Origin of the sequence: Spirosoma sp. KNUC1025 (assembly GCF_045160025.1) — a bacterium.
Lineage (GTDB): Bacteria > Bacteroidota > Bacteroidia > Cytophagales > Spirosomataceae > Spirosoma.
Genome location: NZ_CP087139.1, coordinates 501,125 through 511,767 on the forward strand (window position 1 = coordinate 501,125; position 10,643 = coordinate 511,767).

Genomic DNA, 10,643 nt, shown 5'->3' on the forward strand with positions numbered 1-10,643 from the left:
CGGATACACATCTATTCTTAACCTTTTATGCGTACTTGAGTTTAGTAGTTTATACAACTCAACACGTAAAGGTTATGAAAAAGATATTGATTATGGGCGCGCTGGTGTTTGCTACGTATTGTAGCGCCCAGGCCCAGACAACCAACAGCACCCCAAGAGCAAATCCAACTACAGACGGTACGACAAAGAACAGCGGTACAGGTAATGCCACAAATGGCTCATCTTCGACGACAGGCTCACCGACTTCTTCAGGAGCCGGAGCTGTTGGTACAAACAATGGCACATCCTATGGTATGCAATCGACAGTACCGACCAATTCGACGTCTACCAGCTCAGATTCAAGCCGACGGAAAGAACCTAAGTCTAAACCAAAAGAGTAACTGATCAATAGAGAAATAAACTTTGAAAAAAGTCAGGCCCCACTAGATTAGTGCGGCCTGACTTTTTTATGCATCGTGATTGAATACATTCAGATTTCTGACTTCGTGCTTCACCCGCTGCTTACTTAACCTGAGGCATATCCGAAGGGTCCATAAGCAAATAACCAGGGTTTATAATTTGGCCGTGCCAGCGAGCGCCGAAGTGTAGATGTGGTCCGGTGGTACGTCCGGTTTCCCCGACCCGGCCTATTACCTGACCTTTAGTAACTGTCTGATTGGGTTTGACAGCTATTGATTGTAAATGAAAATATTCGGTGAGCAGGCCGTTACCGTGGTCAATATACACCGAGTTGCCGCTGAAGAAATGGTTGGCAGCTAATACGACCTTGCCATTACCCACACTAAGCACTTCTTTCCCAGCCGAAATACCATAATCCGTTCCGGTGTGCCGGTCAGAAGCCTGCCCATTGAATGTTCTGCACTCACCGAAACCCTTTCCTGGTGGAAGGGAGTTTGCGGGTTTACCAACCGGCAAATCAAATACGTTCGGGCGCTCTTCCAGTTTGGCCGCCAGGAATGGATTCAGTACGTCCATCTCCCGCCGGTGCCGGGCCAGATTTTTCGCAGACACATTGACGTATTCCAGCTTTTTGAAATTTTTAATATCGTTATGCACGCATGGCTTTTCTGTAACAATCAAACGAGCCGTTTCGAGTTTTCCACCCGTAGTGCGCCGGGAAATGCTGTAAGTCCCGGTTTTCTTTTCCATATCGATGGGGTAATAGCACGTACCATTAACAGGATTCCAGGCTTTATCCTCCAGGCTGCAACGTTTACAGTTACCCGGCCATCGAACGACCATCCCTTGTGAAGCTGTAATGGAAGGGGTTTCTTCCGGTTTTTGAGTAACAGCTTGACAGACGACGAAAAAGAGCAGTAATCGAATCATGACGCAATTGAGTGAGCAGATGATACATCAACTTATCAGTCCCGGAATAGTTTTATCAATAGATTTCTGCTATTTGTTTGTCAATTGTTCATGTACTAAAACAATCACCCATGCTCGTTTGCGGAACAGAGTCTGCTTGCTACAATGAAAAAGCCCGACAGGGCCGGGCTTTTCATGAATTTACCTTAGCTGTCAGTTACTGCATGGCAACGGCACGGTTCGTTTCCTGAACGGGCTGCGTCGACAGATTCAACTGCTTACGAATGCTGCCTTCACTGGATTTAACTTCCAGCTCATATTGCCCATCAGCCAGCTCCTCAACATTCAATTTCACAGCGTACTTCAACTCTTTCCGGCTGATATTCTGGCGATAGAGGACCTGATTGTCTCTGCTACGTAATAGAATTGTAACGGGAACATCAGACGTCTTTTGTACAGCAACCCGGATTTCATTCTTAACCGTAACGTACGCGCTGGCATCGAATGATAAGTTCTTGGGTGTGGTAGGATTGATAAAGGTGGAAGCACTCAACAAAAGGGAGGCAGCTACTTTGCTCATTAGTGGTAACATGGTCGTAGTGTGTTTAATGGTTAGTTGTTTACTGAGTTGATACACATAATCCAAAGGCTGTGCCAATGAATTTTCCGCATTGATTATCAGCAATTTAACTACTGTACCATGTTTTTGCGCTGTCCGTTACTGGACAAACTCTGTTCACTTGCGGACAAAAGCCGCGCTTTGTAGGCGATTAAAAAATAGCGGTACGTTGCTTGAATCCGCCTTGCCTGAAAACAACAAAGCCGCTTTCGTAAAAGCGGCTTAGACTCATCTATAGAAGACAGGACCAATAGCGGCCCCGGAAGGGAAATTGCTATTTTGTTTAAAAGAGATTTTTTATATCAATCCGGCGGTGCATCTGCTCTTCATCTTTAAAGGGCAGCATTACCCGAACCTGACCATGTTCATGAACGGCTTCAATTTGATCAACGTCGACAAACGACGGGATATCTAAAACCCGAAGAAACATGGGTACAGCCAGGCGTTGACTGGCACCTTCTTCTTTTTGGGCAGAGGTACTTACCAATAACGTATAGAGAATGAGTTTACTACCCTCAACCAGCACGTTAAATGAATTAGCCTTTACGCCGGGGGCCGACAGGGTGATCACCAGACGCTCATCTTCACGCTCAACATTTATAGTGGTTTGAGCCGACCCACCATAGAGCGTATTCAGCAAATCAATCTGACCGCCTGTCCCTTGAAACACATTTTCTATCGCTTTCATAATGGTGTTGTTTACTGTTCAAGTACTATACTATAGACAAACCTCGTGCCTAAGCGTTTAATCTGGATTTTTCCGCCAAGCTGTCAGTAAAACTTGTAACATATTCACTTAAATAATGCCTTTTTGGCACGCTTTTGACCTATTTCCCTCATTTTTAAGCCATTTCTATTGAATATGTGTGAAAGCCCACACTGTTGCGATTTATGGGCTGTGTGTGGCTTACTTTCTACAGATTACCACAATCCGTTACGCTACTGAAAGCTGGTTTCCATGCCGTATCTTTGTTAGATCATGCATATTCGAATTGGAACGCGAAGCAGCCGGTTAGCAGTCTGGCAGGCAGAATACATACAAACACTGCTGAAAAAAGGGGACGTAACTTCTGAACTGGTATTTATTGAAACCAAGGGCGATTTAGTACTCGACCGGTCTTTATCGAAAATCGGTAGCAAAGGCGTTTTTACGCAGGAGCTGGAAGACCAGCTTCGAGAGGGCACTATCGATATAGCGGTCCATAGCGCTAAAGATCTTCCCTCCAACTTACCTTCCGACCTGGCTATTATCGCGTTTACGGAGCGCGAACGAGCTAACGACGTATTGGTTAGCCGAAACAAAGCCTTATCATTAACTGGAGGACAAGATTTCCGCATCGGTACGTCCTCGACGCGTCGGGTGGCAATGCTCAAACATTTCTGCCCACACCTGACCACTGTTGATATGCGAGGGAACCTGCAAACGCGAATCCGCAAACTTGACGAAGGTCAGTGCGATGCGCTCCTGCTGGCTTATGCGGGTGTTCACCGGATGGGCTACGATGATTTAATTGTGGAGCATTTACCCCTTACTGATTTTACACCGGCAGTTGGTCAGGGAAGCGTAGCGATTGAGGTGGCTACGTCTTCGTTAGCCAGTGAGGTTAACGATACGCTTGTTCGCCTTATTAACCATGAACCGACAGCGGCCTGCCTTCGGGCTGAACGAGCATTTCTGGCACGTCTTGAAGGAGGATGCAGCATTCCATCATTTGCGCTGGCCCACTGGACTGCTGAACAAACCATCAGCCTGACGGGCGGACTGGTGAGCCTGGATGGCAATCAACTCCTTCGCGAAACGTTTGCCGGTCCTGCTGAAGAATCTCCCGCCCTGGGTCATGCACTGGCCGAAGCAATTCTGGAACGGGGTGGTGATGCATTACTACAAACCATTCGCGAACAGTTATGAGCCCAAAAATCGCTACGTCCGACGAAGATATTCGCCGATGCATACCGGCTATGCTGGCACTCCGGTCGCATCTGACGCCCGAGCTGGCGTTTGAACGCATCCGTTCTCAGCAGGCTACAGACGGATTTATCCTGGCCTATATCGACAGTGAAAATCCGGCAGAACCGGCCCCGGCCGTAATTGGTTACCGCTTTTTGAATTTTCTGTACAGCGGCAAAACGATTTATATCGACGATCTGTCGACCCTGCCCGAAACACGTGGAAAAGGTTATGCCAGCGCTTTGCTCGACTTTGTAATTGAGCAGGCCCGACAGGCGGGTTGTCAGTCTGTATCGCTCGATTCGGGGCAAAATCCAGCTCGCTACGATGCCCACCGGCTTTATCTGAACAAACGTTTTAACATTGTCAGTCATCACTTCAAGCTGGATTTGTAATAGCAGTGCGAATCAGTAATTTGCATTTGCTTTCCCCTATACGATGGCTATTGACCTGCGGCTATGAATCTTTTCCGAATTAGTTGGAGTAATCTGCGAGATAAACCCCTGAGTAGTTTTTTGAGCGGATTGCTAATGACCTTTGGCATCACGATTATTTCTCTGTTGCTGTTGCTGAATAAGCAGTTGGATGAACAATTCCGTAAGAATATCAAGGGCATCGACATGGTGCTGGGCGCCAAAGGAAGTCCGCTCCAGCTGATTTTATCCAGTATTTATCAAATTGATTCGCCTACAGGAAACATTCCACTCGAAGAAGCTGAACGGCTGACCCGCAATCCGATGATTAAAACGGCCATTCCGCTGGCTATGGGCGATAATTATCAATCGTTTCGGATTGTGGGAACGAACAAAAAGTACCTCGACCACTTTGGCGCTACTGTAGCTGAAGGAAAATTATTTCAGCAAAATTTAGAAACCGTCATTGGACCACGCGTAGCCGCTGCTACTGGCCTGAAAGTTGGCGATACGTTTGCCAGTTCGCACGGTTTAGACGAAGCAGGTGAAGCACACGCCGACTCGAAATATAAAGTTGTGGGTATTCTGAATCCCACCAATACCGTTACTGACCAACTGATTCTGACGCCTATTTCGAGTGTTTGGGCTGTTCATGAGCACGCGGAACATCACGAAGGCGGGGAAGCGCACGAAGAGGAAGGGCATGAAGAAAGTCCGCGTGAGATTACAAGTATGCTCATTAAGTTCCGGAATCCGCTGGGGATGATGCTGGCCCGTGGTATCAACAATAACTCTAAACTCCAGGCGGCTTTACCGAATATTGAGGTTAATCGGCTGTTTTCGTTATTGGGTGTAGGCGTTGAGACGTTACGTGGATTAGCCATTGTTATCATGCTGATTTCGGGTGTCAGCGTATTTGTTTCGCTCTATAATTCCTTGAAAGAACGGCGTTACGAAATGGCCTTGATGCTTTCTATGGGGGCTACCCGCGCTCAACTGTTTGGTATGCTGTTGCTCGAAGGATTAGTGCTGGCGCTGATCGGGTTTATCCTGGGTATTCTCTTAAGTCGTGTTGGTCTTTGGCTATTTTCGAGCAGTGTTTCATCAGAGTATCACTATAATCTGGCGGCTTTTGGCATCCTGCCCGAAGAATGGGCCTTACTGGGCGTTGCCATCCTGATAGGACTTTTAGCAGCCGCTCTTCCTGCTATTGGCGTTTATCGAATGAATATCTCAAGAACACTTGCAGAGGAGTGACCTCTTTCTTTTTTCGCTTAGATCGTTACGTTAAAAATTCTAGAGAAGCGATTTGCCAATGGCGAACAGGGCTCGAATTAATAGAAAACGGATAGTTTTTGTGTTGGCAGCGATTTTCACTTTAATGAATATTGTTGCCTACTTTCATGCCTACAAATTCACTCATTTCACCCGCCAAAAAGGCCCCAAAACAAACGCAGAAAAGCTCTCAACATTAGCTAAAATAAATACATTAATTTTTGGCATTGATAATCCAAGACCAGAAAATGAGGTTATTCCAACAAAAAAATTTGATGTAATTAACCTTCAAAGCAACAAAAAAATAGAATGCTGGTCTCTGAAACCGGATAGCTCTAAAGGAACAGTAATCTTATTTCATGGATACGGAGGATCGAAGTCTTCAATGCTCGACACATCTGAAGAACTTATCAAACAGGGCTTTAGTACGTTACTTGTAGACTTTATGGGTAGCGGTGGTTCAGAAGGCTATCAAACTACAATCGGATTTGACGAAGCAGAGGAAGTTAAAACCTGTTTTGATTACCTGACGGAAAAAGGCGAAAGAACCATTTACCTGTTTGGGACTTCATTGGGGGCGGTCGCAATTATGAAGTCAATTCATGATTATCAAATACAGCCGACAGGAATCATTATTCAATGCCCATTTGGTTCAATGTATCAAACAACGTGTATAAGGTTCAATACCATGCGTGTGCCGCCTTTCCCGATGGCAGGTTTTTTGGTTTTCTGGGGAGGAATTCAAAATGGCTTTTGGGCTTTCGGGCATAATCCAATAGACTATGCAAAATCAATAAAATGCCCTACTCTATTGATTTATGGTGAGCAGGACAAAAAAGTAAGTCGGCGCGAAACTGATCAAATTTATTCGAACTTAAGCTGTCAAAAGAACCTGAAGATTTATCCGCAGGCAGGTCACGGAGATTATTTGACAACCTGCAAAAAAGAATGGCTCGAAGACATTAAATCATTCATAGAACTTACCAGGCAGTAGCTACTCTATTCTGCCTTTGTTCATTCCCTTTCTCACCCCACTACGTTATAAATCACTACGGGTTCGGCTTTATTTTTCAAGCTTACTTCACCAATACGTTCGCAGGTAAATGACTCGGCTATCTGTTGTTGAGCTAGCTCTGTAATAACGATTTGTCCGGCGCTGGCTACTGCCTGTAGCCGTTGCGCTACGTTCACGGCATCACCAATAACTGTATAATCCAGCCGACGAAGCGTAGCCGAGCCAATATTACCCGATACCATTTCTCCTGTGTTGATGCCAATGGCCACCTGCGGTTTATAATTGGGATGATTCGGCAAATTATCTTCAAGACCCTCAATCTGAGTGCGAACGGCCAGAGCCGCTTCAATGGCTCGGTCAAGGTGGTATTCGCCCCGAAAAACAGCCATAACGGCATCGCCCATGAACTTATCCACATGGCCAGTCTGAGCAATAATTTCCTTGACCATTACGTCGAAATACCGATTGATTAGCCGGACAATCGTATCAGCAGACTCCTTCTCGGAGAGCGCCGTAAAGCCGCATATATCAATGAACAGCACGGTGGCTTCTACTACGTCGCTGGATGACAGAGCCGTCTCAAATTCGGAGCGACTCATGAACGTCAGCACCGACTCATCGACGTACATGCGGAGGATATTGTTTTCCTTAATAGCCTGGACCGTTTCACGAAGCTGAGCAATGTAATCCATGGTTTTCTGCATGGTCAGTTCCAGATCCTCAAAGTTGACGGGCTTCGTAACAAAGTCAAAAGCGCCCCGATTCATGGCCGTACGGATATTGTCCATATCGCCATAAGCCGACACGATGACCGCCTTGAGCATTGGATTTGTTTCGTGCAGTTTAATTAGTAGGGTAAGGCCATCCATACCGGGCATATTGATGTCGGTGAGTACCATATCAACATCCGGCTGCTGTTCCAGCACGTCTAAGGCTTCGACCCCATCGTGAGCAAACACGAATTCGTATTGCTTTTCCCGGATCTGTCGTCGAAATTTTTGCTTGATAAGCAGTTCAAGGTCGGTTTCATCATCAACCACCAATATCTTAGCCCTCATGCCAAATCGCGAAGTTTTTGTTTCAGAACCGCAAAGTCAAGTGGTTTCGTCAAAAAATCGTTGGCTCCCAGATTGACCGCCTGTAGTTGTGAATCGGGGTCTCCATAAGCCGTTATCATCATGACAACCGGGGGCGGGGGCTGCTTGAAATCATGTCGGATATGGCGCAATAACTCAAAACCACTCATTCCGGGCATATTGATATCGGATAGAATCAGGATAACTTCTGAGGGGTGACCACTTAAAAAAGAGAGGGCTTCTTCACCAGAGTTAGCAAATGCAAGCTGAAATTCACCATTGCGAATCTCACGACGGAACCGCTGCTCAAAAAGATCCTTTACGTCACTCTCGTCATCAACGACTAAAATTTTCATCATCGTTCAGGTGTATACTTCAAAGATAGCAATTTGCCGTGTACACACGTAGCCAGATTACTACATGGGCAACATTATAACAAATTCGGAGCCCTCACCTTCCCGACTCTGTACGGTAAGTGTTCCGCTGTGCCCCTTTGTTATGATGTCATAACTCAATGATAAACCCAGTCCGGTATTCTCTCCAGTGGATTTTGTCGTAAAAAAAGGCTGAAAAATTTTCGGCTTTACTTTATCCGAAATACCTGTCCCATTGTCTTTTATGAGAATCACAACTCGATGGTCTTTCTGATAAATACTAATAATCACTTTCGGCCTATACCCTGACTCAGCCAGCCTGGAGCGCTCATGAACAGCATAAAACGCATTGTTGAGTAAGTTCTGAATGGCTCGTCCCAGCTCTTTCGGGGCTACCTGTAGTGGCGGCAGTTTTGGATTAGCATTGAGTTCGTACTCTGCAACAAAGGTTTTGTCTTTCGCTTTGAGTCCGTTATAAGCCAGTTGCAAACATTCGTCCGCCAGTTTATTGAGATTAGTAAGCTGACGTTCGCCACTAGCATTATTGGCATGTTCCAGCATTCCTTTCACAATACCTGACGCCCGTTTACCATGCTGAACGATTTTCTGAATGTTTTGTCCAAGATCGCCCAGAATTTCTTCGATCAATTCCTCATCTGGCTGATGTTGTCCGTTTGTTTGTTCCGACCTTATTTCATCGATCAATTCCAGGCTCAATTCGGAGAAGTTATTGACAAAGTTTAAGGGGTTCTGAATTTCATGCGCAATACCCGCCGTGAGTTCAGCCATTGACGCCATCTTTTCTTTATGAATTAATTTTTGTTCCCTGAGTTTCTGACGAAACCGAAATAACACAAAGAAATAAATGCCAATGCCCAGGATGGCCAGACCGTATAGGGATAGCATGGGAACAAACCACCACTGATGCCATATGTTTCCATCGATAAGAAACGGGAATGTAGCGGGTACGGCATCCGGTTGAAGCGTCTTTACCTGAAACGTATAATCACCGCCGTCGAGATGGGCGTACTGCACCTGTGAACAGTCCTCACAGATAATCCAGTCATAATCAAGGCCGGTTAATTTATAAGCAAATGAATGCTGAGCAGGGTTCTGAACGTTCCTGAAGCTGAAAAGAAGTGAGTTCTGATCAAACGGCAGTTTGATTGGTTTGCTTACAGTCTGGTTAACAGTAATAAGCAGAGAGTCTTTTTGGTTGTTTTTTACCTTCACTGAACGAATTTCAGCAGAGGGAACAAGCGCCTGTGCTTTTGCCGGTTGGCAAAAACAAAACAACAGCCCGATACATATAGCTGCCAGGAAGCTTTTCATTAAGTTGAAAATCTATTCTCAATTACGATAATGTATTCCCTACAGGTTAAGGAAGCGCTTACTGCGCCAAAAAGCAAAAGCGAAACAGCCATACATGAAAATGGCAACACCCGACCAGATCATATAAAACTGTAAGTACAGATTTTGCGAATAACTAAGAACAGGTTTACTGAACACATCGAATAAACCCACCAGATTATACACCAAAAGGCCCATACTTACCCAAAACATAGGCTGGTCGGCCAGGTTGACTGTATCTTCGTCCTGGAAAAGTTGAGTCAGGTAATAGATAGTTATTACTAAAATAAATACTTTTTCCAGGGCATTGGAATAGCCATTGTTCGCGAGTCCACTCCCCCAAAAAGCATCAATCCCTATAAGCAGAACAAGTAAGCTTCCTGTGAGTAAGATAAGCTTACGGGTACGTGCCTTAGCGATGGCCGCTGAAAAAACAGCGGCCATCATTATAGCGTCGACGGCGCTAAAAATGTAAAGAAATGTGTTTTTTGCGTTGAAGAATAACAGTACTACGTCAAAAAACAGGACTACTAAGAGCCCGATACACAGTATTTTTAGTGCTTTAGACTGGTAGGCAAAAAAGTAGATACCTACTAAAATGGGGCATATAACTACATAGGTGGCCAGGTAGACCAGGTAAGTAGCAAGATCGATCAGCCTCATTTTGCTATACTACTTTGTAGCGCCAAACGGAGGGCATCCCGGTTTGGGACCTATGTAATTTACCTCATCACCATCGTAGGTAGAGTATTGATGCTTAGATACTCTACTGGCGACTTTCCCGATCTGAGCGGCAGGGTCGAATTCGGCAACAGGATTAGCTCCCTGAAAAATTAAGTGAAGGCAGTTCCAGTCAGCATCTTTCCCTTGGGCGTCTTTTTTTGCTTTTCGCAGGCCAAAAGCAACGTATACGTGAGACAACCCATTTCCTTCGCTATCCTTCTCAGCTTCAAATTCATCCAATTTTTCCCGCAAATCCTTGATGCGAATGTACAGGCCTGTATTCAGGATATCATCGAACTCGCTTTTTTTAGCAAATTCCCTGAAATTCTTCTCCAAACCAGCCAGTGATTCAGCAACGGGCACTTCCTGTTCGTCTGCCTTTACGTTTGCTTTCAGCGTATTCTGAATTAATTCTTCCGAAAATATACCAGCTTTTTTGGAAAGCATGTGTTCCAGATCAGCACTGGTAAGATTGAGTTTTAGTCGTGGCATGTTGGTGGTCAGTTAAGGGTAAAAAAGATAAGTCTTGGGCACTTATAGCT

The 10,643-nt window shown here is 45.3% G+C and carries 13 protein-coding genes; 5 read left to right on the forward strand and 8 right to left on the reverse strand.

Going from position 1 to position 10,643, the window contains the following annotated elements; genetic code table 11:
• Positions 1-74 precede the first annotated feature (74 nt).
• Positions 75-380, forward strand: a complete 306-nt coding sequence (locus LN737_RS02255) for a hypothetical protein (RefSeq protein ID WP_405515853.1) — start codon at positions 75-77, stop codon at positions 378-380.
• 121 nt (positions 381-501) lie between these two features.
• Here the strand turns inward: LN737_RS02255 and LN737_RS02260 are convergent, their stop codons facing one another.
• The 3 genes from LN737_RS02260 to LN737_RS02270 all read right to left on the reverse strand — a co-directional run bounded on the left by LN737_RS02260 (position 502) and on the right by LN737_RS02270 (position 2,615).
• Complete coding sequence (locus LN737_RS02260; protein WP_405515855.1) at positions 502-1,329, reverse strand: M23 family metallopeptidase; 828 nt, start codon at positions 1,327-1,329, stop codon at positions 502-504.
• A 196-nt stretch (positions 1,330-1,525) separates the two neighbouring features.
• On the reverse strand, positions 1,526-1,900 hold the full coding sequence (locus LN737_RS02265; protein ID WP_405515857.1) for a hypothetical protein: 375 nt from the start codon (positions 1,898-1,900) through the stop codon (positions 1,526-1,528).
• A 310-nt stretch (positions 1,901-2,210) separates the two neighbouring features.
• A complete protein-coding gene (locus LN737_RS02270) occupies positions 2,211-2,615 on the reverse strand; it encodes an Hsp20/alpha crystallin family protein (RefSeq protein ID WP_405515859.1) in 405 nt (134 codons plus the stop codon).
• A 291-nt stretch (positions 2,616-2,906) separates the two neighbouring features.
• Here LN737_RS02270 and hemC point away from each other — a divergent pair, with 291 nt between their 5' ends.
• The 4 genes from hemC (at position 2,907) to LN737_RS02290 (ending at position 6,557) form a co-directional block, all read left to right on the forward strand.
• Positions 2,907-3,836 (forward strand): hydroxymethylbilane synthase, encoded by a 930-nt coding sequence (gene hemC / locus LN737_RS02275; protein WP_405515861.1) that lies wholly within the window; start codon positions 2,907-2,909, stop codon positions 3,834-3,836.
• A complete protein-coding gene (locus LN737_RS02280) occupies positions 3,833-4,270 on the forward strand; it encodes a GNAT family N-acetyltransferase (RefSeq protein WP_405515862.1) in 438 nt (145 codons plus the stop codon). The genes hemC and LN737_RS02280 overlap by 4 nt, the downstream gene beginning before the upstream one ends.
• A gap of 63 nt (positions 4,271-4,333) precedes the next feature.
• Positions 4,334-5,545, forward strand: coding sequence for an ABC transporter permease (locus LN737_RS02285; RefSeq protein ID WP_405515864.1), 1,212 nt, complete (start codon positions 4,334-4,336; stop codon positions 5,543-5,545).
• Positions 5,546-5,648: 103 nt separating this feature from the next.
• On the forward strand, positions 5,649-6,557 hold the full coding sequence (locus LN737_RS02290; protein WP_405515865.1) for an alpha/beta hydrolase: 909 nt from the start codon (positions 5,649-5,651) through the stop codon (positions 6,555-6,557).
• Positions 6,558-6,589: 32 nt separating this feature from the next.
• On the opposite strand, the gene LN737_RS02295 is transcribed toward LN737_RS02290, so the two are convergent.
• The 5 genes from LN737_RS02295 to LN737_RS02315 form a co-directional block, all read right to left on the reverse strand.
• Complete coding sequence (locus LN737_RS02295; protein ID WP_405515867.1) at positions 6,590-7,636, reverse strand: adenylate/guanylate cyclase domain-containing protein; 1,047 nt, start codon at positions 7,634-7,636, stop codon at positions 6,590-6,592.
• Positions 7,633-8,013, reverse strand: a complete 381-nt coding sequence (locus LN737_RS02300) for a response regulator (protein WP_405515869.1) — start codon at positions 8,011-8,013, stop codon at positions 7,633-7,635. Before LN737_RS02300 ends, LN737_RS02295 begins: the two co-directional genes overlap by 4 nt.
• 57 nt (positions 8,014-8,070) lie before the next feature.
• Entirely contained in the window at positions 8,071-9,360 is a 1,290-nt protein-coding gene (locus LN737_RS02305; RefSeq protein ID WP_405515871.1) for an ATP-binding protein, read from the reverse strand.
• Between the two features lie 39 nt (positions 9,361-9,399).
• A complete protein-coding gene (locus tag LN737_RS02310; protein WP_405515873.1) occupies positions 9,400-9,825 on the reverse strand; it encodes a hypothetical protein in 426 nt (141 codons plus the stop codon).
• A gap of 225 nt (positions 9,826-10,050) precedes the next feature.
• Complete coding sequence (locus LN737_RS02315) at positions 10,051-10,593, reverse strand: hypothetical protein (RefSeq protein WP_405515875.1); 543 nt, start codon at positions 10,591-10,593, stop codon at positions 10,051-10,053.
• Positions 10,594-10,643: the final 50 nt, after the last annotated feature.

What these genes read in the sequence shown, in the direction of transcription:
- LN737_RS02255 (WP_405515853.1), top strand. Translation starts at nt 75, where the DNA reads ATGAAAAAGATATTGATTATGGGCGCGCTGGTGTTTGCTACGTATTGT.
- LN737_RS02260 (WP_405515855.1), bottom strand. Translation starts at nt 1,329, where the DNA reads ATGATTCGATTACTGCTCTTTTTCGTCGTCTGTCAAGCTGTTACTCAA.
- LN737_RS02265 (WP_405515857.1), bottom strand. Translation starts at nt 1,900, where the DNA reads ATGTTACCACTAATGAGCAAAGTAGCTGCCTCCCTTTTGTTGAGTGCT.
- LN737_RS02270 (WP_405515859.1), bottom strand. Translation starts at nt 2,615, where the DNA reads ATGAAAGCGATAGAAAATGTGTTTCAAGGGACAGGCGGTCAGATTGAT.
- hemC (WP_405515861.1), top strand. Translation starts at nt 2,907, where the DNA reads ATGCATATTCGAATTGGAACGCGAAGCAGCCGGTTAGCAGTCTGGCAG.
- LN737_RS02280 (WP_405515862.1), top strand. Translation starts at nt 3,833, where the DNA reads ATGAGCCCAAAAATCGCTACGTCCGACGAAGATATTCGCCGATGCATA.
- LN737_RS02285 (WP_405515864.1), top strand. Translation starts at nt 4,334, where the DNA reads ATGAATCTTTTCCGAATTAGTTGGAGTAATCTGCGAGATAAACCCCTG.
- LN737_RS02295 (WP_405515867.1), bottom strand. Translation starts at nt 7,636, where the DNA reads ATGAGGGCTAAGATATTGGTGGTTGATGATGAAACCGACCTTGAACTG.
- LN737_RS02300 (WP_405515869.1), bottom strand. Translation starts at nt 8,013, where the DNA reads ATGATGAAAATTTTAGTCGTTGATGACGAGAGTGACGTAAAGGATCTT.
- LN737_RS02305 (WP_405515871.1), bottom strand. Translation starts at nt 9,360, where the DNA reads ATGAAAAGCTTCCTGGCAGCTATATGTATCGGGCTGTTGTTTTGTTTT.
- LN737_RS02310 (WP_405515873.1), bottom strand. Translation starts at nt 9,825, where the DNA reads ATGATGGCCGCTGTTTTTTCAGCGGCCATCGCTAAGGCACGTACCCGT.
- LN737_RS02315 (WP_405515875.1), bottom strand. Translation starts at nt 10,593, where the DNA reads ATGCCACGACTAAAACTCAATCTTACCAGTGCTGATCTGGAACACATG.